General features: G+C 66.4%; 16 protein-coding genes, 3 rRNA genes and 1 riboswitch. Of the genes, 8 read left to right on the forward strand and 11 right to left on the reverse strand.

The features are described from left to right. Positions 1–22: 22 nt before the first annotated feature. On the forward strand, positions 23–1,147 hold the full coding sequence (gene dnaN / locus GNX95_RS10055) for a DNA polymerase III subunit beta (RefSeq protein ID WP_163506829.1): 1,125 nt from the start codon (positions 23–25) through the stop codon (positions 1,145–1,147). A 591-nt stretch (positions 1,148–1,738) separates the two neighbouring features. Here dnaN and GNX95_RS10060 read toward each other — a convergent pair. Then, complete coding sequence (locus GNX95_RS10060; RefSeq protein WP_163506830.1) at positions 1,739–2,647, reverse strand: TIGR03619 family F420-dependent LLM class oxidoreductase; 909 nt, start codon at positions 2,645–2,647, stop codon at positions 1,739–1,741. Between the two features lie 43 nt (positions 2,648–2,690). Further along, positions 2,691–3,131: a nuclear transport factor 2 family protein gene (locus tag GNX95_RS10065; RefSeq protein ID WP_163506831.1), complete on the reverse strand. Its 441-nt coding sequence runs from the start codon at positions 3,129–3,131 to the stop codon at positions 2,691–2,693. Positions 3,132–3,190: 59 nt separating this feature from the next. Here GNX95_RS10065 and GNX95_RS10070 point away from each other — a divergent pair, with 59 nt between their 5' ends. The 5 genes from GNX95_RS10070 to GNX95_RS10090 all read left to right on the forward strand — a co-directional run bounded on the left by GNX95_RS10070 (position 3,191) and on the right by GNX95_RS10090 (position 9,107). Next, entirely contained in the window at positions 3,191–3,766 is a 576-nt protein-coding gene (locus tag GNX95_RS10070; protein WP_222853491.1) for a TetR/AcrR family transcriptional regulator, read from the forward strand. A gap of 9 nt (positions 3,767–3,775) precedes the next feature. Next, complete coding sequence (gene lipA, locus GNX95_RS10075; protein ID WP_163506832.1) at positions 3,776–4,780, forward strand: lipoyl synthase; 1,005 nt, start codon at positions 3,776–3,778, stop codon at positions 4,778–4,780. 120 nt (positions 4,781–4,900) lie between these two features. Continuing rightward, positions 4,901–6,322: an MFS transporter gene (locus tag GNX95_RS10080; RefSeq protein ID WP_163506833.1), complete on the forward strand. Its 1,422-nt coding sequence runs from the start codon at positions 4,901–4,903 to the stop codon at positions 6,320–6,322. Positions 6,323–6,383: 61 nt separating this feature from the next. Next, positions 6,384–7,457 carry a zinc-dependent alcohol dehydrogenase gene (locus tag GNX95_RS10085; RefSeq protein ID WP_163506834.1) on the forward strand — a complete coding sequence of 358 codons (1,074 nt, stop codon included), beginning with the start codon at positions 6,384–6,386 and terminating at the stop codon, positions 7,455–7,457. A gap of 27 nt (positions 7,458–7,484) precedes the next feature. Beyond that, a complete protein-coding gene (locus GNX95_RS10090) occupies positions 7,485–9,107 on the forward strand; it encodes an L-lactate permease (RefSeq protein ID WP_222853492.1) in 1,623 nt (540 codons plus the stop codon). Here the strand turns inward: GNX95_RS10090 and GNX95_RS10095 are convergent. The 9 genes from GNX95_RS10095 to thiO form a co-directional block, all read right to left on the reverse strand. Next, positions 9,085–10,071, reverse strand: a complete 987-nt coding sequence (locus tag GNX95_RS10095) for an HAD-IIA family hydrolase (RefSeq protein ID WP_222853493.1) — start codon at positions 10,069–10,071, stop codon at positions 9,085–9,087. The genes GNX95_RS10090 and GNX95_RS10095 overlap by 23 nt on opposite strands. Before the next feature lie 37 nt (positions 10,072–10,108). Beyond that, positions 10,109–10,858: a Replicase polyprotein 1ab gene (locus tag GNX95_RS10100; RefSeq protein ID WP_163506835.1), complete on the reverse strand. Its 750-nt coding sequence runs from the start codon at positions 10,856–10,858 to the stop codon at positions 10,109–10,111. 841 nt (positions 10,859–11,699) lie between these two features. Further along, positions 11,700–11,816 (reverse strand): 5S ribosomal RNA (rrf, locus tag GNX95_RS10105). A gap of 136 nt (positions 11,817–11,952) precedes the next feature. Next, positions 11,953–15,078, reverse strand: a 23S ribosomal RNA gene (locus GNX95_RS10110). 334 nt (positions 15,079–15,412) lie between these two features. Next, positions 15,413–16,927, reverse strand: a 16S ribosomal RNA gene (locus GNX95_RS10115). The 16S, 23S and 5S rRNA genes sit together here, the layout of an rRNA operon. 570 nt (positions 16,928–17,497) lie before the next feature. Then, positions 17,498–18,121 carry a DNA-3-methyladenine glycosylase gene (locus GNX95_RS10120; RefSeq protein ID WP_222853494.1) on the reverse strand — a complete coding sequence of 208 codons (624 nt, stop codon included), beginning with the start codon at positions 18,119–18,121 and terminating at the stop codon, positions 17,498–17,500. 122 nt (positions 18,122–18,243) lie between these two features. Then, complete coding sequence (thiG, locus tag GNX95_RS10125; protein WP_163506837.1) at positions 18,244–18,999, reverse strand: thiazole synthase; 756 nt, start codon at positions 18,997–18,999, stop codon at positions 18,244–18,246. Positions 19,000–19,002: 3 nt separating this feature from the next. Continuing rightward, positions 19,003–19,203 carry a sulfur carrier protein ThiS gene (gene thiS, locus GNX95_RS10130; RefSeq protein WP_163506838.1) on the reverse strand — a complete coding sequence of 67 codons (201 nt, stop codon included), beginning with the start codon at positions 19,201–19,203 and terminating at the stop codon, positions 19,003–19,005. Then, positions 19,200–20,300, reverse strand: a complete 1,101-nt coding sequence (gene thiO / locus GNX95_RS10135) for a glycine oxidase ThiO (protein WP_163506839.1) — start codon at positions 20,298–20,300, stop codon at positions 19,200–19,202. Before thiO ends, thiS begins: the two co-directional genes overlap by 4 nt. Then, positions 20,296–20,406, reverse strand: a riboswitch (TPP riboswitch). (Overlaps the previous gene by 5 nt.) A gap of 37 nt (positions 20,407–20,443) precedes the next feature. On the opposite strand from thiO, the gene thiE reads away from it, so the two are divergent. Both thiE and GNX95_RS10145 read left to right on the forward strand, forming a co-directional pair. Next, on the forward strand, positions 20,444–21,100 hold the full coding sequence (gene thiE, locus GNX95_RS10140) for a thiamine phosphate synthase (protein WP_163506840.1): 657 nt from the start codon (positions 20,444–20,446) through the stop codon (positions 21,098–21,100). 4 nt (positions 21,101–21,104) lie between these two features. After that, entirely contained in the window at positions 21,105–23,441 is a 2,337-nt protein-coding gene (locus tag GNX95_RS10145; RefSeq protein ID WP_163506841.1) for a helicase-associated domain-containing protein, read from the forward strand. Positions 23,442–24,055: the final 614 nt, after the last annotated feature.

The raw sequence follows: 24,055 nt of genomic DNA on the forward strand, positions 1-24,055 counted from the left end.
AGCCGACCGCTACCGTCCTGTCATGGCCGTCGACTTCACCGCACACACGTCCGCGCTGGCCGCGGCCGCCGTCGAGCTCACCAGGCTGCTGCCTGGCCGGATCAGCGAGCCGGTGCTGGCCGGCGTGCTGCTGACCGCGGGCGCGACCGGCGTACGGCTGGCCGGCACCGACCGCGAGCGGTTCGCCGAGGCGAGCACCGGCGCGACCACGCACACCGAGGGCACCGTGCTGGTGCCGGCGCGGCCGCTCGCCGACACGTTGCGTGCGCTGGAGGATCCGGAGGTCCGGCTGGTGACCGAGGGGTCACGGCTGGCCATCCGTACGCCGTCGGCACGGTTCGCGTTGCCGTTGCTGGACATCGGCGTGCATCCCGGTGTGGCCGCGCCACCCCCGCTGCAGGGCACGCTGCACGCCGAGACGTTCGCCAACATCGTGTCCGCGGTCGCCGGCGCCGCCTCCACCGAGGACGCGCTGCCGATCTTCACCGGCGTACGCATCCGCTCCGACGGCGAGCGGCTGGAGCTGCTGGCCACCGACCGCTATCGGCTCTCCGTCGGCCGGCTGCCGTGGGTCGGCGCCGCGCCGGAGGCATCGGTCGACGCGCTCGCGCCGGCCGGCATGCTGATCGACGCGGCACGCCGGCTCGGCAACGCGGACGCGGTCAACCTGCACGCCGACGGCGACCGGATCGCGCTGCGCTGGGGTGGCACCAGCGTGTCGAGCGTCCTGCTCGCCGGTCAGTATCCGGACCGCCAGCTGACGAAGCTGCTAGAGACCACCATCGAGTGCACCGTGCTGGCCGACGCCGACGAGCTGTCCGCCGCGATCCGCCGCGCCTCGCTCTACTCCGGCGTGAGCGGCGTCGTCACGCTGACCACCTCCGACGCCGGCGTGACCGTCACCGGCCACGACCCGCTGGCCGGCGAGTCGGAGGAGACCATCAAGGCCGAGGTCACCGGCAACCACATGACGACGGCGTTCCGCGCTCGCTATCTGACCGAGGCACTGCGTGCCTTCGCGACCGGCCCTGTGCTCGTACAACTCCAGGACGGCATGGCCGCCACCGTCATCACCGCACCACAGCTGGACGGTCAGCAGACCGAGCTGACCCACCTGGTCAAGCCCATGCTGCCGCCCGCCCACTGAGGACGATCTAGCTTAGAGGCCTCACCCGCGTACGTCTTATGCCGATGCCAGAATCAGGCCTTTGGCCGGGGTGGACTGGTGTGGCTGACAGTGCAGGTGAGGCGGCTCGGCCGCGTAATACTTGGTTAACAAGACATTGCATCGGACATCCGTTGCGCGCCGGCAGTCACAGCAGCATTACCTGTTTCAACAGTCACACCCGTCACAGCACCTGCCGGTCGCGCGGGTGCGAAAGCCTTGTTTCTTGCATCTATCGCTAGTAAATCGACATTCACACCATCGGCGAACCTCGCAAGATGGACATGTAGCGCTACATGCGCCATTTGAGTCCCATATAGTGGACCTCCTAGCCGCTCACCGGGACGCCATCGCCCTCCGGCGTCGCCTGGCCATCACGCCAACCTGGCACTCCTACCCTTGGAATAGATCACCTAGCGGCCTGCTCGGCCGACGCGATGTCGGACCACCGGATCACCGAAGCGATGCCACCGTGCCGATGAACGATGCCTTTCTCGTAGAGGTCGAAGCGCTCGCCACTCCCGTGACGGGCGAGGCAGGAACGAGTCCGGGAAATGCCGGTAAGACCGGCCCTCAGGTGCGGGATTTTCCCGCACTCGACAATGCTTCCAGCAGCTCGACCTGGCGGGCCGGTGGCATGCCGAGCAGGTTGAGGGTGAAATGCATCTCCGCACCACCGATCGCCGCCGTCCGTTCCAGGTCGGCGCGTACGGCCTCGACGAACTGCCGCTCGGAAACCGACGCGTCCGCGAACGGCTGGATGGCGAGCACCACCAGGCGGCCGGTGCCGCCGGCCTCGCGATAGCCCTCCGCCTGCCGCCGGGCGTCGTCCCACCCGGCCGGATGGCCGACCGTGATGAAACCGTCCGCGATCCTGGCCGCCCGGCGTACGGCCGCCGGCGAGTTACCGCCGAGCAGCACCGGGATCCGGCCGGCGTACGGCTTCGGGCCGACCGTCGACGGCGGGATTTCATAGTGGCTGCCGCGAAACTCGACCGGATCCGGTCCCCAGCACGCGCGCATCGCCGCGAGGTGCTCCTCGAAGCCGCCACCGCGACGGCTGACCGGCACCCCGGCGGCGACGAACTCCTCGGGAATACCAAACCGACTCTCCGGCGTGCCGCCACCGCCTTGGCCGAGGCCGGCGTCGAGCCGGCCGCGGGACAGCTGGTCCAGCGTGGCCAGCCGGCGCGCCAGGACGATCGGCGGCTGGAAGATCGTGTTGACGATCGTGGTCGCCAGCCGGATACGACTCGTGTGCGCGGCGGCCCAGGTCAGCACCTCCAGCGGGTCCCAGACGTACGCCTCCGGCAGTCCGGCGCCGTTGTCCCAGCCGGGACCGACCGGCATCAGCAGCCGCTCGGTCACCGACACGGCGTGGAATCCGAGCCGCTCGGCGGCCTTCGCGATCGTCGCGACCGAGTCGGGTCCGGCATACGGGCCGAAATGCGGCAGGCTGACGCCGATCCGCGGTGTGCTCATCGATCCTCCAGTTGGTGTTGGCGACACCGACTGGTCGGAGCGGCTAGGCCGGGCTTGACATCAGATGCGCGACCAGTTGGTCGATGCCATCGCGCGCTCGCGCACCACGGATCGGATCGAAATAGTCACGCGACTCGACGATCTTTCCGTCGCGTACGCGCGTCACGAAGATCGCCGGGATCCGGAACGTCCGGCCGTCCGGATAGGCGAACTCATAGCTGAACTCCGCGACGACGACCTCCGGGTCGGCACCTTCGTGGATGACCAGATCGACGACGCGACGCGTGAACTCCGGGCGGAGGTCACGGGCGAAGCCGAAGTGCTCGCGCAGATCGTCGCGGCTGACCAGCGCCGGCACCTCCGGAGTCGCCATCGGATGCCGCACATCCGTCTTCTCCGCGTAAAGATCGGCGAGGCCGTCCAGCTTGCCGTCGCAGATGTCGGTGACCAGGCGCAGGAACACCTCACGTGGTTTGTCGCTCATCGACACGCTCTCCTATGATCCGAAGTGACGACTCCGATTATACGGAGTGACGACTTCGGATGGCAATGATGATGCGCGCGGATGCTCAGGACAATCGACGGCGGATTCTGGCCGCGGCGGAGGAGGTGTACGCCTCCGGTGCGGACGCCTCGACCGAACGGGTCGCCGAGCTGGCCAGCGTCGGCATCGCCACGGTCTTCCGCCACTTCCCCACCAAGGCCGCGCTCCTGGAGGCCGTACTCGTCACGCGCCTCGAACGTCTCCGCGACCAGGCCCAGGCACTGCTCGACGCCGACGATCCCGGCGCGGCCCTGAGCGGTTTCTTCGCTCATCTGGTCATCGACGCGGCCGGCAAGCTCGCGATCGCCGAGGCACTGCGAGCCAGCGGCGGCGACGACACGGAGGCCGAGCGAGCGTCGTACGCGCTGCACACGGCCGTCGGCGAGCTGCTGTCGCGAGCACAGAAAGCCGGCGCCGTACGCGATGACCTGGGGCTCGACGAGTTCTACGCGCTCCTGATCGGCGCGTCTCGAGGCGCCGCGGCGATGGAGCTGGACGACACCGCGCGCGACCGCATGCTCGAGGTGGTGTTCGCTGGCTTACGGCCAATGGAAGCTCACCCGCGTACGACGTAGAGTGCGAACGTGACCGATGTTCAGCCGGAAGGCCGCAAGCTGCTGCGCCTGGAGGTCCGCAACTCGCAGACCCCGATCGAGCGCAAGCCGCCGTGGATCAAGATCAAGGCCAAGATGGGGCCGGAATACACCGAGCTCAAGGGCCTGGTCAAGCGCGAGGGCCTGCACACGGTCTGCGAGGAAGCCGGCTGTCCGAACATCTTCGAGTGCTGGGAAGACCGCGAGGCGACCTTCCTGATCGGCGGCGACCAGTGCACTCGGCGCTGCGACTTCTGCCAGATCGACACCGGCAAGCCGGCCGCGCTCGACCGCGACGAGCCCCGCCGGGTGGCCGCGAGCGTGCAGGCGATGGGCCTGCGTTACGCGACGATCACCGGCGTCGCGCGCGACGACCTGGATGACGGCGGCGCGTGGCTCTACGCCGAGACCGTACGACAGATCCACGAGCTCAACCCCGGCACCGGCGTCGAGCTGCTGATCCCCGACTTCAACGCCGACCCCGCGCAGCTCGCCGAGGTCTTCGGCTCGCGGCCGGAGGTGCTCGCGCACAACGTCGAGACCGTGCCGCGGATCTTCAAGCGGATCCGTCCGGGCTTCCGCTATCAGCGCTCGCTCGACGTGCTCACCGCCGCGCGCGCTGACGGCCTGGTCACCAAGTCCAACCTGATCCTCGGCATGGGTGAGGAGTTCGACGAGGTCGTCGAGGCCATGCGGGACCTTTACGAAGCCGGCTGCGAAATCCTCACCATCACGCAATATCTGCGCCCCTCCGTACGCCACCACCCCGTCGACCGCTGGGTCAAGCCGGAGGAGTTCGTTTCGCTGCGCGAAAAGGCCGAAGAGATCGGCTTCTCCGGCGTGATGTCCGGTCCGCTGGTCCGCTCGTCCTATCGCGCCGGCCGGCTGTACGCGCAGGCCGTGCGTACCCGCGGCGAGCAGGTGCCGGCCAACCTGGCGCACCTGGCCGAGGCCGGACCGGCCGCGCAAGAAGCCAGCGCACTACTTTCGCGCTAAACACCAAATTTTCTTTACTTTGGCGGTAAGTGCCGCGACATCGCTGGACGGTGTTTACCACTTTCGTACGCGGGGCTATGGTGATCATCCACGTCCCCCTGACCTAGGTGATTTCTTTCCATGTCCAGCGACAGGCCATTTTCGGCTGCCACACACGAAGAACTGCTCGCTCTTTCCGACCAGGCCGCGCGCCGCGTGATGAACACCCAGGGCACCAAGAGCGGCCAGGGCGTGGGCTGGCTGATGATGGCCACCATCCTGGTGGAGTCCTGGGACATCTACTCGATTTCGTTTCTCCTGGTCTTCATCAAGCACGATTTCCACCCCAGCGCCCTGCTGTTGGGCCTCACCTCCAGCGCGGTCCAGCTCGGCGGTCTGTTCGGCGCCATCTTCGGTGGCTGGCTGGCCGACCGGCTCGGCCGCCGCTGGGTGTTCATCTCGACGATGGTGCTCTTCGTCATCCTGGCGCCACTGCAGGGTTTTGTGACCGCGATGTGGCAGCTGGTGATCATCCGGTTCCTGCTTGGCTTTCCGCTGAGCAGTGACCTCGCCTCCGGTTACGCGTACATCATGGAGGCGATGCCGCGCGGCAAGCGCGAGGTGATGGGAAACCGCAAACAGGCGATGTTCGCGGTCGGCGAGGTGCTGGCGATCGCCGTCATCACCGTCATGATGATCGCCGGCGTGGACCACTCGCTGCTCTGGCGGATCGGCCTCGCGCTCGGTGCGGTGCCGGCGCTTTTCCTGCTGCTGGGCCGGATGAACATCACCGACACCGCGCCTTCGCTTATCCTGCGCGGAAAGTTCCACCAGGCCAAGCAGGTCTCGCAGGTCATGTTCCACGACCCGCTGGACATGCTGCCGGACCGCGACTACCGGATCAAGCGGCCGAGTACGGCCAACTTCCTGAAGAGCATCTGGTCGGATCCGGTGCGCCGGCGGGCCAGCGTCTTCGGCTGGATCTCCAACGCCGCGCAGACCGCGTCCTTCGGCGCGTTCGGCTTCTACCTGCCGACCGTGTTGGGGCTCGCCGGATTCTCGAAGGACCCGATCGGCACCAACCTGATGACCGGCGCGATCTACTGCCTGGCCGCGGTCAGCGGTTTCATCGGTCCGCAGATCACCTCGCGGATCGGACACCGCGGCATCGCCCAGTGGGGCTTTGGCATCTCGTTCGTGTCGCTGCTGGTCGCCGCGATCGCCATCCAGGCCAACTTCGGCATCGTGCTGCTGATCGCGGCGGCCGCGATGATGTGGGGACAGTACTGGGCCGGCACCAACGGGATGACCGTCACCGCGATGGTGGCGCCGACCCGCTACAAGGCCACCGCCTGCGGTTTCGGTTACATCTTCGTAAAACTCGGCAGTGCCGTGACGCTCTTCCTGTTTCCGGTGCTGCTGGAGGCGGTCGGCACGGCCGGTGCCACCGCGATCGTCTCGCTCATCGCGCTCGCCGGGTTCCTGGCCGCTCGCTACATCCTGCCGGAGGTCTACGGCTACGTGGAGGCCGAGCACATGTCCGTCTCGCGGATCGCGGCGTAGTGTCTCGATCCGGATACCGCAAACGATTGCATTGGGTGGCCGGCGCCACTAGCCTCTACGCATGATCGCCAAGCCCCCCTCCAGCATGCGCGCCGCCGTGTTGTTCGGACCCGGCGACATGCGTGTCGTCGACCGTCCGGTGCCAGAGCCGGGCCCCGAGGACGTGCTCGTACGCGTCGAGATGTGCGGGATGTGCGGCACCGACCTGAAGATCCTCGGTGGCCATTTTCCACTGACCCCGCCGTACGGTGAGTTCACGCCGGGCCACGAGTGGACCGGAACGGTGGTCGCAACCGGTGAGACGGTCGACGAGTTCAAGCCTGGCGACCGCGTGTGCATCGAAGCGCATCGAGGCTGCGGCCGGTGCGCCAACTGCCTGGTCGGCAGCTACACCGCCTGCCTCAACTACGGCAACCCGGCCAAGGGTCACCGGGCCAGCGGCATGACCGCGAACGGTGGTTTCGCCGAGTACGCCGTGCACCACGTGAGCGCGCTCTATCACCTGCCGCCCCATCTCACGCCGGAAGACGCCGTGCTGATCACGACGGCCGGCACCGGCCTGTACGGCCTGGACGTGGCCGGCGGCTACATCGCCGGCCAGAGCGTGGCGATTTTCGGGCCAGGACCGGTCGGCCTGATGACCGCGCAGGTCTGCCAGCTGATGGGCGCCACCAAGGTGATCATGATCGGCACCCGGCCGTCCCGCCTTGAGCTGGCGACCAAACTCGGCGTAAGGCACACGATCAACGCCAAGGAGGTCGACACCGTCGAGGCCGTACTGGAGCTGACCGACGGCGAAGGCGTCGACCTCGCCATCGAGGCGTCCGGCGGCCTGGACACTCCGCAGCAGTGCGGGGAGATCACCAAGCGCGGCGGCAAGATCCTGTTCGTCGCGTTCTATTCCGGCCGTGTCGAGATGGATCTGTCGGCGATCGTCCGTAAGGACATCACCATGTACACCTCACGCGGTGAGGGCCGTAACAACGTCGAACGCGCGGTGGCATTGGCCGCTTCCGGGCAGATGCGCGGAAAAGAGCTTGTGACACATCGTTTTCCGCTAGACCAGATCACCGAAGCATTCCGGGTCATGTCCGAGCGAGAAGGCGATCCGGTCAAGGTTGTCGTAGTGCCATAATTCTTCGCCTCAAGGGAGCGGCGGAATATGCATCATCAGATACTGGCACCGGTCTTCAACTCACTGGCGCTGTCGGCCCTGGTGGCCGCGGTGCCGTTGATCCTGCTGTTGGTGTTGCTCGGCATCGTACGCATGCGCGCGCACTGGGCCGCGCTGATCAGCCTGGCCGTCGGTTTCGTGATCGCCATCCCGGTGTATCTGCTGCCGCCGGTGCCAGCGTTCAGCGGAGCGCTGGAAGGCGCGGCCTTCGGCCTGTTCCCGATCGTGTGGATCATCGTCAACGCGATCTGGCTCAACCGGTTGATCACCAAGTCCGGCCATCTGGACACGGTCCGGCGTACGTTTTTGTTGCTGTCCAGAGACTATCGCGTCCAGGGGCTGGTCGTGGCCTTCTGTTTCGGCTCGCTGCTGGAATCCATGGCCGGCTTCGGAGCGCCGATCGCGGTGGTCGCGGCGATTCTGCTGGCACTGGGATTCTCGCCGATCCGGGCCGCGACGGTCGCGCTGTTCGCGGACGCCGCCGGCACCGCCTTCGGCTCGGTCGGCAACCCGATTTTCGCGCTCAGCAAGGCAACCGGCCTGCCGACCGAAGGTCTCGGTGAGATGGTCGGCCGGCAGTCGGCGATCGTCGCTTTCTTCGTACCGTTCGCGCTTTTGCTCGTACTGGACGGAAAACGCGGCCTCAAGCAGCTCTGGCCGGTCGCGCTGGCCACCGGTCTCGGCTTTTCCATCGGTCAGTTCGTCGCGTCCAACTTCATCGCCTTCCAGCTGGCCGACCTGATCGGTGCGCTGCTGGCCGGCGCGGCGGCCGCCGTGCTGCTGCGGCTGTGGTCGCCGACTGAGGTGCTCTCGCCGCCGACAGACGGCACCGAGGCGAAACCGGTCGAGGAGACCGCGCCGGAAGATCGCCGGCACTGGCTGCCGTCGTTCGCGCCGTACGCGGTGCTGATCGTGCTGCTCGCGTTGGTATCGCTGAAAAATCCGGTCGGCGACTGGGTGCAGAGCATCACCACGCAGTTCAAGTGGCCAGGTGCCGGCGCGATCGGCGTCAGCGGCAAACCACTCACGCTGCCGCTCTTCTCGATCAACTGGATCGGAGCGACCGGCACGATCCTGCTGATCACCGGACTGATCACGTTGGCGATCCAGCGGATCAAGGTGGCCGAAGCGATCAGGGAATACGGCCGCGGGATCGTCCAGGTGTATTCGGCGGCTCTCACCGTGATGTTCGTGATGGCGCTGGCCTACCTCATCAACTATTCCGGCCAGGCGGTCACGATCGGCACGCTGCTGGCCCACACCGGCGTCGCTTTTGCCTTCCTGTCACCAATACTCGGCTGGCTCGGCGTCGCGGCGACCGGGTCGGACACCTCGGCGAACGCGCTTTTCGGTGCCGTACAGGTCGCCGCGGCCAAGCAGACGCACCTCAGTCCGTATCTGACCGCCGCCGCCAACAGCGAGGCCGGTGCGCTCGGCAAGCTGATCAGCCCGCAGAACCTCGCCGTCGCGGCCGCGGCGGTCGGGCTCGCGGGTCAGGAAGGACAGCTGGTCCGGCGTACGTTCCTGTGGAGCCTGATCTTCCTGGCCGGCTTCTGCCTCATCGTGTTCCTGATGGCCTACGGTCCGCTCAGTTTCCTCGTGGTGCACTGAGGCCGAGCACCGACAGCGCCTGGTCGGCGCCGGATCCATCCGCGCGTACGGATGTGGCCGCCGCCGACCAGGCCGCCGCACCAAGCGCACGCAAGGCATCCAGCGGGTCGCCTGAGCCAGACAGCGTCAGGTCATCGCCGACGCGTACGGTCCAGCCGCCGCACCGCACGACCTCACCGGCGGTCTCCGGCGCGGCGTGTGGGACGAGCAGGCCGCGTACGTCGGTCGCCACATATGTCGGCCGGTGTTTCGGCTCCGCGGCAAGGAATTCGGCGGCGGTCGTCACGCCGGACAGGACCAGCAGGCTGTCCGTACCGGCGTTGTTGGCACCCTCGATGTCGGTGTCGAGCCGGTCCCCCACGACCAGCGGCCGCCGCGCGCGGCTGCGCGTGATCGACTCCTGGTGCAGCCGCGGATGCGGCTTGCCGACCACCTCGTCCGGCCGCCGGCCACTGCCGGTCGCAAGTGCCTGCACCAGCGCGCCGTTTCCTGGCAGCGGTCCACGCGGCGATGGCAACGTACTGTCGCCGTTGCTGGCGACCCACAGCGCGCCCTGCCGCAACGCGACGGCACCTTCGGCGAGGTCGAGCCAGCCGACCTCGCGACCAAACCCCTGTGCCACGGCGACGGTCTTCTCGGTGGTCGCGCGTACGGGCGCGAGCCCGACGTCGGCGACTTCGGCCGCCAGCGCGTCGCTGCCGATGATCAGCACCTCGGCCCCGGCCGGCAACCGGTCGGCCAACGAGCTCGCCGCCGCCTGCGCCGAGGTCACCACCGCGTCGACCTCGGCCGGCACGCCGACCTTCGCCAACAGCGCCACAACGGCGTCGGGCCGGCGCGAGGCGTTGTTGGTGACAAACTCCAGCTTCATGCCACGGTTGCGGGCCTCGGCCAACGCTTCGGCGGCATGGGGCACTGGCTCCTCGCCGGTGTAGACGACGCCGTCCAAGTCGAGCAGTGCCACGTCGTACGCCTCGGTTAGCGGCCCGCTTCCCCGCAGCTCATTCAACGTCGTCCCCAGCGGCCTCGTCGATGTCTTCGCCTTCCTCGATCTCGATGCCGTCCAGGACCAGCAGCCGCTCGGCCGCGTCGGTCTCGCCGTCCTTGTCGGCCTCGGCCGCCAGCGCGAACCAGCGCCGTGCCTCCTCCTCGCGGCCGGCGGCCAGCAGCGTGTCGGCGTACGCGTACCACAGCCGTGGCGTCGACGGCCGCGACGGGCGCGCGCGCTTGGCCTCGGTGAGCAGCATCGCCAACGCCGCCGGCACGTCGTCGAGATCGCGCCGCGCTCCGGCCGCGACCATCAGCAGCTCGATCCTGCCGTCGGCGTCCAACTGTGCGGCCTCCGGCGCCTTCAGCATCTTGATCGCACGCTCCGGCCGGCCGAGCGCACGCTCGCAGTCGGCCTCCTCCGGGAAGTGTTCGACGCTGCCGGTCATCCGCCGGAAGGACCGCAGCTCGGTCAACGCCGTCGACCACTCGCCGGCGAAGTACGCGGCCAGGCCGACCGCCTCGCGTACCACGCCAATCCGGCCACCACTGGCACGAGCCGCGGTGGCGTGTAGGAGTGCGGTCGCTGGATCCGTGTCGATCAGCTGACCGGCCACGACCAGGTGCCGCGCGACGGTGTCGGCCGTCTGCTTCGACAGCGACGAGAGCTGGTGGCGGATCGCCGGGTCGAGCTCGGACGCCTCGATGTCCTCCGGGATCGCGACGCGCTTCTGCTCACGACGCTGCTGCTCACGCGCCGACACCGGCCAGTTGTCCTGCCGCTTGTCGGTTTTCTCGGCCGTACGATCCGGCCGGTCACCAACCGCGGACCTGCCTCGGCGGTCGCCTCCGGCCGGCCTCTCTCGCCGCGGCCGATCCGTACCCGCCGCAGGGCTTCGACGCGGCCGGTCAGCACTGGCCGCACCCTCGCGACGCGGCCGATCACTGCCGCCAGCTGACCGATCGTGCACCGGCCGGCCGCCAGCCGCGGGCTTGCCCGTACGCTGCCGATCACCACCGGTCTGACCCTCGCGCCGCGGTCGATAGCCAGTCTCGGACCGGTCGCCTCCAGCCGGCCGATCACGCCGCATTCTGTCGTCCGCCGGCGCGGGCCGACCGCCTTTCTCGTCACGACGAGCGCGGCCGTCGTTCGACCGCTCTCGCTTCGGCCGGTCATCGGCTCCGGCCGGCCTTCCAGTCCGCCGGCCGCCTGGGCTGTATGCCGCTCCACCGCGCGGTGCGCCTCGGCCACGCTCGTCGCCCTGCCGCTCGCGCGATGCGCGGTCACGCGTGCCGTCGCCTCGACCGTCCTGCCCTCTCGGCGTACGTCCGGCGGACTTGCCGCGAAAGTCCGACGACTTCCCCGCTCCGCCGGAGCTCTTCCGCGGGCCACCCGCCGCACCTTGTGCTCTGCCACCGCCACGTGGGCCCTGGCGGCGCGAGCCACCGTCGCCGGAGCCGCGCGACCCGTTCTGGTTCACCGAACTTCACACCCCGACGCGTCAAAAGGAGCCGACCAGCGGTGCCGGTCGTACGCTCACCAGCTTGTCATCAACAGCGAAAAGCCGCTAACGGGACTACCCGTTAGCGGCTTTTCGAAAGTAAGTCCGGCGGCGTCCTACTCTCCCACACCGTCACCAGTGCAGTACCATCGGCGCTGAGAGGCTTAGCTTCCGGGTTCGGAATGGGACCGGGCGTTTCCCTCTCGCTATGACCACCGAAACACTGTCGAGAAACTCGACCCAGACCGATCCGGCGTCGCAATCTCGGCGATGACGCCGAAACTCTGACACCGGATCGGGTCGCTCGTTTCTCGGGAACCATATAGTGGACGTGAGAGCAGCAGAAATCTGTGTATGTGGTCAAGTCCTCGGCCTATTAGTACCGGTCAGCTCCACGTGTTTCCACGCTTCCACTTCCGGCCTATCAACCCGGTGGTCTAGCCGGGGGCCTTACCCAGTTAACCTGGTGGGAAACCTCATCTTGAAGCGAGCTTCCCGCTTAGATGCTTTCAGCGGTTATCCCTTCCGAACGTAGCCAACCAGCCGTGCTCCTGGCGGAACAACTGGCACACCAGAGGTTCGTCCGTCCCGGTCCTCTCGTACTAAGGACAGCCCTTCTCAAGTTTCCTACGCGCGCGGCGGATAGGGACCGAACTGTCTCGCGACGTTCTAAACCCAGCTCGCGTGCCGCTTTAATGGGCGAACAGCCCAACCCTTGGGACCGACTCCAGCCCCAGGATGCGACGAGCCGACATCGAGGTGCCAAACCATCCCGTCGATATGGACTCTTGGGGAAGATCAGCCTGTTATCCCCGGGGTACCTTTTATCCGTTGAGCGACACCGCTTCCACCAGCCAGTGCCGGATCACTAGTCCCAGCTTTCGCTCCTGCTCGACACGTCCGTCTCACAGTCAAGCTCCCTTATGCACTTACACTCACCACCTGATTGCCAACCAGGCTGAGGGAACCTTTGGGCGCCTCCGTTACCCTTTAGGAGGCAACCGCCCCAGTTAAACTACCCACCTGACACTGTCCCTGAACCGGATCACGGTCCGAAGTTAGATATCCAGTACGACCAGAGTGGTATTTCAACGATGACTCCACCAACACTGGCGTGCCAGCTTCACAGTCTCCCACCTATCCTACACAAGCCGAACCGAACACCAATATCAAGCTGTAGTGAAGGTCCCGGGGTCTTTCCGTCCTGCCGCGCGTAACGAGCATCTTTACTCGTAGTGCAATTTCGCCGAGTCTGCGGTTGAGACAGTGGAGAAGTCGTTACGCCATTCGTGCAGGTCGGAACTTACCCGACAAGGAATTTCGCTACCTTAGGATGGTTATAGTTACCACCGCCGTTTACTGGCGCTTCAGTTCTCAGCTTCGCCCACGAATGGACTAACCGGTCCCCTTAACGTTCCAGCACCGGGCAGGCGTCAGTCCGTATACATCGTCTTACGACTTCGCACGGACCTGTGTTTTTAGTAAACAGTCGCTTCTCCCTGGTCTCTGCGGCCATACCACGCTCCAGCAGCAAGTGCCTTCACGCGTCCGGCCCCCCTTCTCCCGAAGTTACGGGGGCAATTTGCCGAGTTCCTTAACCACAGTTCACTCGATCGCCTCGGTATTCTCTACCTGACCACCTGTGTCGGTTTGGGGTACGGGCCACTCGAAGCTCGCTAGAGGCTTTTCTCGACAGCATAGGATCACTGACTTCCCCTCAATCGGGTCGGCATCACGTCTCAGACACATGAGGTACGGATTTGCCTATACCTCGTCCTACACGCTTACCCCGGCACTACCATCCACCGGGCTCAGCTACCTTCCTGCGTCACCCCATCGCTTGACTACTACAACCCGGGGTCACCCGCTCCACCACCTCACCCCGAAGGGATCCGCGGCTTTGGGGGCTTAGCACAAAGCTGCCTCATCATGGACGCTTCTTCGCGGGTACGGGAATATCAACCCGTTGTCCATCGACTACGCCTGTCGGCCTCGCCTTAGGTCCCGACTTACCCTGGGCGGATTAGCCTGGCCCAGGAACCCTTGGTCATCCGGCGGACGGGTTTCTCACCCGTCTTTCGCTACTCATGCCTGCATTCTCACTCGCACGGCATCCACGACTAGGTCACCCTGCCGCTTCACCCGCCGCACGACGCTCCCCTACCCACCCACACACCTAGACCCACACTCGAAAGAGTGGGCCAAGCTAACGTGTGAATGCCACAGCTTCGGCGATGTGCTTGAGCCCCGCTACATTGTCGGCGCGGAATCACTTGACCAGTGGGCTATTACGCACTCTTTAAAGGGTGGCTGCTTCTAAGCCAACCTCCTGGTTGTCTATGCAACTCCACATCCTTTTCCACTTAGCACACGCTTAGGGGCCTTAGCTGGTGGTCTGGGCTGTTTCCCTCTCGACTACGAAGCTTATCCCCCGCAGTCTCACTGCCACGCTCTCACTTACCGGCATTCGGAGTTTGGCTGACTTCAGTAAGCTTGTCGGCCCCCTAGGCCATCCAGTGCTCTACCTCCGGCAAGAAACACGCAACGCTGCACCTAAATGCATTTCGGGGAGAACCAGCTATCACGAAGTTTGATTGGCCTTTCACCCCTACCCACAGCTCATCCCCCAGGTTTTAAACCCTGGTGGGTTCGGTCCTCCACACGGTCTTACCCGCGCTTCAACCTGGCCATGGGTAGATCACTCCGCTTCGGGTCTAGAGCACGCGACTCAAACGCCCTATTCAGACTCGCTTTCGCTACGGCTACCCCACCCGGGTTAACCTCGCCACGTACCACTAACTCGCAGGCTCATTCTTCAAAAGGCACGCCATCACGAACAACCACAAAGGGCTGAGGACGCTCTGACGGCTTGTAGGCACACGGTTTCAGGTACTATTTCACTCCCCTCCCGGGGTACTTTTCACCTTTCCCTCACGGTACTTGTCCGCTATCGGTCACCAGGGAGTATTTAGGCTTGACAGGTGGTCCTGCCAGATTCACAACGAGTTTCACGAGCTCGCTGCTACTTGGGATCCCACTCAGGAGACTCCTCGTTTTCGTCTACGGGGGTATCACCCACTACGCCCACCATTTCCATGATGTTCGACTAACGAAGAATTTTCTAACTCCCCGACCATCCGGCAGAATGATCAAAATGGTCCCACGACCCCCAACACGCAACGCCCGCCGACTATCACACGTGCCAGGTTTAGCCTCATCCGCTTTCGCTCGCCACTACTCACGGAATCACAATTGTTTTCTCTTCCTACGGGTACTGAGATGTTTCACTTCCCCGCGTTCCCTCCACACGCCCTATATATTCAGACGCGGGTGACTGGACATAACTCCAGCCGGGTTACCCCATTCGGACACCCTCGGATCAAAGCTAGGTTGGGAACTCCCCGAGGCTTATCGCACCCTCCAACGTCCTTCATCGGCTCCTGGTGCCAAGGCATCCACCGTGTGCCCTTCATAACTTGGCCACAAAGATAAAAGATGCTCTACGTCCACTGTGCAGTTCTCAAGGTACGCCCGGACACCAACCGTGCTCACCGCATACTCGTTCGCCGGACTTGTCGAAACGTCCGGCGAACGGGCTGTTCGGTGCGGATGGGATCCACTTCGGTCACAACCTTGCGGTTGTTCCCTCAGGACCCAACAGCGTGTCAGAAGATCGAAACGACATCCCCGCGCACGTTCCACGCTCTGTAGGGAGCAGTACTGGTTACGCGGCTCTATCGAGCCGATCCGTTGTCAGCGTTCCACCCATGAGCACCGTCCGGACACGTTCGGCCCGGGAACGGTATTGCTCCTTAGAAAGGAGGTGATCCAGCCGCACCTTCCGGTACGGCTACCTTGTTACGACTTAGTCCTAATCGCCGATCCCACCTTCGACGGCTCCCTCCCAAAGGGTTAGGCCACCGGCTTCGGGTGTTACCGACTTTCATGACTTGACGGGCGGTGTGTACAAGGCCCGGGAACGTATTCACCGCAGCGTTGCTGATCTGCGATTACTAGCGACTCCGACTTCATGGGGTCGAGTTGCAGACCCCAATCCGAACTGAGACCGGCTTTTTGAGATTCGCTCCACCTTACGGTTTCGCAGCCCTTTGTACCGGCCATTGTAGCATGCGTGCAGCCCAAGACATAAGGGGCATGATGACTTGACGTCGTCCCCACCTTCCTCCGAGTTGACCCCGGCAGTCTCCTATGAGTCCCCGGCATAACCCGCTGGCAACATAGGACGAGGGTTGCGCTCGTTGCGGGACTTAACCCAACATCTCACGACACGAGCTGACGACAGCCATGCACCACCTGTACACCGCCCTTACGGACCCCGTGTCTCCACGAGTTTTCGGTGTATGTCAAGCCTTGGTAAGGTTCTTCGCGTTGCGTCGAATTAAGCCGCATGCTCCGCCGCTTGTGCGGGCCCCCGTCAATTCCTTTGAGTTTTAGCCTTGCGGCCGTACTCCCCAGGCGGGGCGCTTAATGCGTTAGCTGCGGCACGGATCCCGTGGAAGGGAACCCACACCTAGCGCCCAACGTTTACGGCGTGGACTACCAGGGTATCTAATCCTGTTCGCTCCCCACGCTTTCGCTCCTCAGCGTCAGTTACGGCCCAGAGACCCGCCTTCGCCACCGGTGTTCCTCCTGATATCTGCGCATTTCACCGCTACACCAGGAATTCCAGTCTCCCCTACCGCACTCTAGCCAGCCCGTATCGACTGCAGACCCGGGGTTGAGCCCCGGGATTTCACAATCGACGCGACAAGCCGCCTACGAGCTCTTTACGCCCAATAATTCCGGACAACGCTCGCACCCTACGTATTACCGCGGCTGCTGGCACGTAGTTAGCCGGTGCTTCTTCTGCAGGTACCGTCACTCACGCTTCGTCCCTGCTGAAAGAGGTTTACAACCCGAAGGCCGTCATCCCTCACGCGGCGTCGCTGCGTCAGGCTTCCGCCCATTGCGCAATATTCCCCACTGCTGCCTCCCGTAGGAGTCTGGGCCGTGTCTCAGTCCCAGTGTGGCCGGTCGCCCTCTCAGGCCGGCTACCCGTCGTCGCCTTGGTAGGCCATCACCCCACCAACAAGCTGATAGGCCGCGGGCCCATCCCCAACCGAAAAACTTTCCACCCCACACCATGCAGTGCAAGGTCATATCCGGTATTAGACCCAGTTTCCTAGGCTTATCCCAGAGTTGGGGGCAGGTTGCCCACGTGTTACTCACCCGTTCGCCGCTCGAGTACCCCGAAAGGCCTTTCCGCTCGACTTGCATGTGTTAAGCACGCCGCCAGCGTTCGTCCTGAGCCAGGATCAAACTCTCCGTAGATGCATATAAGAATCCCCCACCCAACAAAGAGCAGGATCATCGACACAACGAAGCGCCAAGCAAAACTTGGCAGAACCTGGCAATCAAACAAGCTGACACTTGTTCTCATACCAAAGGAATCCGACCTGCCGACCGACACCGGCCCCGACGGGGCCTTGCCAGAACGCCAGGCACGGGATAATTTGGCACTGACAATCCAACACGCTGTTGAGTTCTCAAAGAACAACCGCCGCCAGTTTCGCCTCTCGGTCTCCCTGGCGCCTCGGAGAACCTTACTCCGTCGGTTTTCGCCGTCGTAGTGGGGGTCCCCCTCCAGTCGCTCACCCGGTCGTGCGGTTCGCTCCTGGTTTTTGCCAACCCCACAACCTTACCTCGGCGGATTTTCACCGCCTGAGTGGGGGTCGGAGGTTCCAGCAGGCCGTCCGATTTCCGTCCGGTGCCCCGCTGGCAGAGAGAAAGTTACGTGCGAGTGGACGGCCGAGTCAAATCCGCGGCCAGTGTCGCCGGTCACACCTCACCAGCCACAGCCGTTCACCCACGCAACAGCTGATTGTTTGCGCTGGTGACCGGCTATGCGGTCTGGTTTTTGCCGGTACGAACACGTTTCACCGCCGGCCGGTAGGGCGAGACGGTCGGCTCGCCGTCGATCCAGAACCGCCACGGCGTGGCCGCTCCGTCACCGGCGACACCGGTCCGCGGACCGCTGAGGATCCGCTTCGCCGCGACCGGCTTGCCGGCGACCAGGCGTACCGCCGACCCCTCCGCCAGCAGATCGACGCCGTCGGAGGTGCGATCCAGGCCCATGCATTGCGCCAGGCGCGCCGGGCCGCGCGCCAGATCGCGATCGGTCGAGCCACGCCGGCGTTCTCTGGCCAGCTCCACGCCGTCGACCACCTCGCCGGCGCGCAGCAGCACCGCCGACCCGACCCCGGCGGGCCGGCAGGCGACGTTGGCGCAGAAGTGCATCCCGTACGTGAAGTAGACGTAAAGCGTGCCAGGCTGGGAAAACATCGACGTGTTGCGTGGTGTCCGGCCGCGGTGAGCGTGTGAGCCCGGGTCCTCGCCGACGCCGGCGTACGCCTCGACCTCGACCAGCCGCAGGGTCACGCCGTTGGCAACCAGCGTGCAGCCCAACAGCCGTTTCGCCGCCGTCACCGGGTCGCCGGCCAGTGCCTGCTCAAGCGTCCTCGCCACGCCTCTCCTCAAGATCAACTTTTCTTGCTTGTCAACATTCCACGCGAACCCACCCCCCACCCGTTCTGGGTGGGGGCCAGATTGGCAGGTGGGTATGACAGTTTCGCGGCGTAGCGGGTAGTTCAGCGGGCCGGGGACGAGGCCTGGGCCCAGAAACGTTTGGGGATGCGGCCGGCACGGTGGGCCTGGCGGCCGGCGTCGACGGCCAGGCGCATCGCGGCGGCCATCCGTTCCGGGTCGTCGGCGCGGGTCACCGCGGTCGCGAGCAGCACGGCAGAGCACCCGAGCTCCATCGCGAGCGCCGCGTCGGAGGCCGTGCCGATGCCGGCGTCGAGGATCACCGGCACGCCGGCGCGCGCGACGATCAGCTCGATGTTGTGCGTGTTGCGGATCCCCAGTCCAGTGCCGATCGGCGACCCCAGCGGCATCACGGCGGCGCAGCCGGCCTGTTCGAGTCGTTGAGCCAGGACGGGATCGTCGTTGGTGTACGGCAACACCGTGAAGCCGTCGTCGACGAGCCGCTCGGCCGCGTCCAGCAGCTCCACCGGGTCCGGCAGCAGCGTCTGGTCGTCGGCGATCACCTCCAGCTTGACCCACGACGTAGCCAGCGCCTCGCGAGCCAGTTGCGCGGTCAGCACCGCCTCGGCGGCCGTCCGGCACCCGGCGGTGTTCGGCAACGGCTCGATGCCGAGTTTTCGCAGCAAATCAAGCACACCGGTGCGGCCGGCGGCGTCGGCGCGCCGCATCGCGACGGTCGTCAGCTCGGTGTTCGACGCGACGAGCGCGCGTTCCAGTGCCTCCAGGCTGGTGGCCCCGCCGGTCCCCATGACCAGCCGCGAGGTGAACTCACGGCCGGCGATCACCAGTGGGTCGTCCATCGGTCAACCTCCCTGCGTGGCGGTCAGGATCTCCACCCGGCCGCCATCCGGTACGTACGTCGTGCCCCACTCCGACCGCGGCACCACCGCGTCGTCCAACGCGACCGCGATGCCACCGGTCGGGATCGCCAGAAGGTCGATCACCGCGGCCACCGTCGCGTCGTCGGCCAGCTCCCGATCGACGCCGTTGACCTGCGCTTTCATCTCGCCACCTCCACGCTGAAGCGGTCCGGACGGACCGCCGCCGGCGGCTCGCCACCGGCCAGTACGTCCCGCACGATGTCGGTCGTCACCGGCGCGAGCAGGATGCCGTTGCGGTGATGGCCGGTGGCGACCAGCAGGCCGTCCTCCAGCCAGCCGATCACCGGCCGGTTGTCCGGCGTGCCCGGCCGCAATCCGGCGGAGCACTCGACCAGCTCGTACTCCCCGATCTCCGGCACGATCCGCTCGGCGTCGGCCAACAGATCGCGTACGCCGCCCACCGTCACCCGCGTGTCGAAGCCGGCCTCGTACTGCGTCGCGCCGAGCACCACACCGCCGTCATCGCGCGGCACCAGATACATCGCGCGGCCAGCGACCAGCGCGCGTACGGTCCGCCGCGGTGGACCGACAGTGCCAGGACGCGCGCGCAGCCGCAGGATCTCGCCTTTCACCGGTCGTACGACCCGCGACAACCGCTCGTGGAGCCGGCCGCTGTACGCACCGGCCGCCAGCACGACGGCATCGGCGCGCAGGACACCGCCGCCGGCGAGGGTCACCTCGCCGCCGCGTACCGACGCGGCCGCTGTCCGTACGACCGGCACGTCACGGATGGCCAGGGACAACGCGGTCATCAGCTGACGGTTGTCGACCGCGTGGTCGTGCGGTACGGACAACCCGCCGCGGACCGGACCGGCGACCGCCGGCTCCAGCTCGCGGACCTCGCGCGGCCGCAGCGACCGCACCTGGCGGCCGAGACCGTCCAGGAAGGCCGCCAGCCGGTCGAGCTCGGCGCGATCGGTGCCGTCCGCGGCGACCACGATCGTCCCGTCCGTCCGCAGACCGGCCGGCACGCCGGCGGCGGACGCAAGATCATCGGCGTATGCGGGCCAGGCATCGAGCGAGGCGGCGCCGAGCTCCAGCAACGGCTCCTCGCCGTGCCACGCCTCGGTGACCGGCGCGAGCATCCCGCCAGCGACCGCCGACGCGCCGCTGCCGGCGGCAGGATCGACCAGTGTGACCTGCCATGACGCCGAGGCGCGCCAACAGATGGAGAGACCGACGACGCCACCGCCGACCACGATCAACGTACGAGCTGTCACCGATCACCACGCTCCCTGCGCCGGCATGACCCGGATCAGGTTCGACGGTCGAAGCGGATCGCGCTTCCTCTCAGCCCGGCTTGCCCAGGCTCCCGTGCGGACCAACTGCCATCCTAACCCGGAGACTCGCTACGGTCGGAACCATGAACAGCGACCCCCGCCACCGCCTCGCCGACGCGAGGCTCTATCTGTGTACGGACGCGCGTCGCGACCGCGCAGATCTGGCCGAGTTCGTGAACGCGGCGCTGGCCGGTGGCGTCGACATCGTGCAGCTGCGCGACAAGGGTCCGGACGGTCCGCTGGAAGCGCGCGAGGAGCTGGCCGCGCTGGAGATCCTCGCTGAGGCGTGCGAGCGGCACGGTGCGCTGTTCGCGGTGAACGACCGCGCCGACATCGCGCTCGCCGCCGGTGCCGACGTCCTGCATCTCGGACAGGACGACCTGCCGGTTTCCTGGGCCAGGCGGATCGTCGGCGACGATGTCGTGATCGGCCGGTCCTCACACGACGTCGGCCAGGCGTCGGCCGCGGCGACCGAGCCAGGCGTCGACTACTTCTGCACCGGGCCGTGCTGGCCGACGCCGACCAAGCCGGGCCGGCCGGCGCCGGGCCTCAGCTTGGTGCGCGCGACCGCCGGCTCCGAGCGGCCGTGGTTCGCGATCGGCGGCATCGACGCCGATCGTCTCGACGAGGTGATCGAGGCCGGCGCGCGGCGAGTCGTGGTCGTACGCGCCATCACGCAGGCCGAGGACCCGCGCGCCGCCGCAGAGTTCTTCGCGACCCGGCTGCGAAAGGTGAGCTGACGGCGTGGACGCGGAAGGCCTGCGCCGGCTCGGTGAGGACGGGCTCGCCGAGCTGCTCCGCCGCCGGCCGGACGCCGCCGACCCGGCGCCGGACAGCCTGCTCGCACTGGCCAACCATCTCCAGCACCCCAACTCCGTCGTACGCGCGCTGCAGCGGCTCGACCTGCCGACGATCCAGGTCTGCGAAGCGCTCGCCGCGCTGGGCAGCGAACCGTCGGTCAAGGAGTTGGCGCGGTTGCTGGGGGTCAGTCCGCGCGACGACGACCTCCAGCGCTGTCTCAGCGTCCTTCGGGCATACGGGCTGCTGGACGAGGTGGCGGCGCAGCGCCATCTCTCAGTGGTCACCGACCACGGCGCGACGGTCGGCCGCGTACGGCTGGTCACCACGGCCGCGCTGGCCTGGGAGTCGCCGCTCGACCTCGGTCCCCCGATCGGCCCGTACCTGGCCGAGCTGACCGTCTCCGCCCTCGCCGGCATCCTCACCGCGCTCGGCCGCGACCGGCCGTCCCGCAAGCAGGACCTGATCGACGCCGTCGTCGCCGCGCTGACCGACCACGACTTCGTCCGGCAGGTCGTCGACGAGGCGGACGAGGAGGTCGGCGCGCTACTGCACCGAATCTCGCGTACCGGCGAGGTGGTCGCTCCGCCGATGTTCGCCGAGCGACAGACGCCGGCGCAGTGGGCCCAGCAGCGTGGACTGCTGATCCCCAGCGACTGGTACTACAACGCCCTGGTGATGCCGGCCGAGGTGATGCTCGCGTTGCGCGACGACGAGCACCACGCTCCGTTCCAGCCGGTGCCGCCGGAGGTAGCGCACGAGCCGGTCGACAGCGAGCGCGTCACCGCCGACGCGATGGCCAGCGTCGGCAGGCTGCTGCGCGTCGTCACCGCCTCGCTGGACCAGGCCGGCGTCAAGCCGATCCCAGTGCTGAAGAGCGGCCACATCGGCGTACGCGAGCTGCGCCGGATCGGCAAGGAGCACAGCGCCGATGAGCTGGAGGTGCACACCGCGCTGCGGCTCGCCGGATCGCTGGGGATCGCGTCGGTCGATGAGCGCGGCGTGTCGCCGACAGCGGACTACGACGCTTGGCGGGCGCAGCAGCCGGCCGAACAGATCGCCAGCCTGCTGGCCATCTGGTGGGAAGTGCCCGTCCCGCCGTCACGGTCCATCGCCAGGCGTCCCGAGCTCAGCGTGGCGCTGTTCCGCCAGCAGCTGATCAGGTCGGCGGCACCGTACGGCCGCGTCGACCTCGACTCGGTGATCGAGCACGCCCGCTGGTCGGCCGCGCTGGCCTGGCCAGCCGACGAGGACGGCCAGGACGGCTCCGAACACGAGGCCGCCGCGCATGCGTGCTGGCAGGAGGCGGAGTTCCTCGGCGTCGTCGGCGCCGGCGCGGTCAGTCCGATCGGCCACGCGCTGCTGGCCGGCGACGACCTGACCAAGGTGCTCGCCGGTGTCGGCGAGACCGAGCACTCCGTACGGCTGCAGAGCGATCTGACCGCGATCGTCGGCGGCACACCGAGCGCGGCACTGCGCAAGCTGCTCGACCTGGCCGCCGATCCGGAGGCGTCCGGCACCGCGTCGACATGGCGGTTTTCGCCCGCCAGCGTGCGCCGTGCCTTCGACGCCGGCTACACCGCCGAGCAGCTGCTCGCCGAGATCGAGGCGGTCGCCGCCGGCACGTTGCCGCAGCCGCTCGGCTACCTGATCCGCGACGTTGGCCGTACGTACGGACACATCCGCGCGATCAAGGTCGCCTGCTGCCTGCGGTCCGAGGACACCGCGCTGCTGGCGGAGGTGGCCGCGGACAAGCGGCTGCGCAAGCTCGGGCTGCGCTTGCTGGCGCCGACCGTACTGGCGAGTCCGAAGCCGCTCAAAGACACCATCGCTGCACTCCGCGCCGCCGGCTTCGCACCAGTCGCCGAGTCCGCCGACGGCGAGCCGGTCGTCGAGCGCCTGACGACACACCGCTCGCCACCGCGCCGCCGCGTCCAGTTGAAGCGCGTCGACTACGCCGCCGTCGCGCGCCAGCTCCTCGCCGGTGAGGACGGCGAACCTGAGCTGCCACAGCCAAGCCCCACCGCCGAACAGATCGCGCCACTGGTGCCGCAACTCAGCGCCCCGGAGCTGGTCACGCTGGCCTTCGCTATCGACGATGAGCGGCCGGTGATGATCGAATATCGGTCACAGAGCGGGAAACGTAGCCGTCGGGTGATCGAGCAGCTCGATCTCGACGGTCCGGTGCTGCATGCGTGGTGTCGTTTGCGGCAGGACGATCGCGCTTTTCATCTCGGTCGGATTTTGTCGGTGTCGCCGGTGTCGGAGGAAGAGGACGACTGAGTGTCCGGGGATCGTTGGAGTTTCCGGTTGTTGCGTCGGTGAGGGGTGGTTGGGGTTTCAGGTTGCTGCGTTGGCGAGGGGGTTGGGTTTTCTGATTGTTGCGTTGGGTGGGTGGTTGCGTTTTATGTTTTGTTGCGTCAGGGGGTGGTTGGTTTTTTCGCCTGCGCGGCGGGCGCGCCTACGCGGCGAGCGACCTCAAGGGAGGGGGCGCGTGGCCGCCAATCATGTGCATTGGGGATGCGGGCGGCGGTTGCGGGCGGGGCTGGGTTCTCCAGGCTTGCTCGGTCACGTATGGGAAGCAACCCGTCGGGATGGACGCTAAACGATCGTGCCGTAGCGGCTGACTGCGTAATACTTGTTTAACAAGACATCAAAACCGACATCTGTTGCAGCCGAGCAGCCACAACAGCATTATCAGCCTCGGTAGTCACACCCGTCACAGCCTCCGGAGATCACGGCGGCGTGAAAGCCTTGTTCCTTGCGTCCAACGCAAGTAACTCGACATTCATGCCATCCACGACCCTCACAAGCCGGACATTTAGCGCTCCATACGCCTTCGCATCCCACATACTGGACCCCCACGCCACCCGCTGAGACGCCACGGCACCGCCGGC

The organism is Fodinicola acaciae (assembly GCF_010993745.1).
GTDB classification, from domain to species: Bacteria; Actinomycetota; Actinomycetes; order Mycobacteriales; family HKI-0501; genus Fodinicola; species Fodinicola acaciae.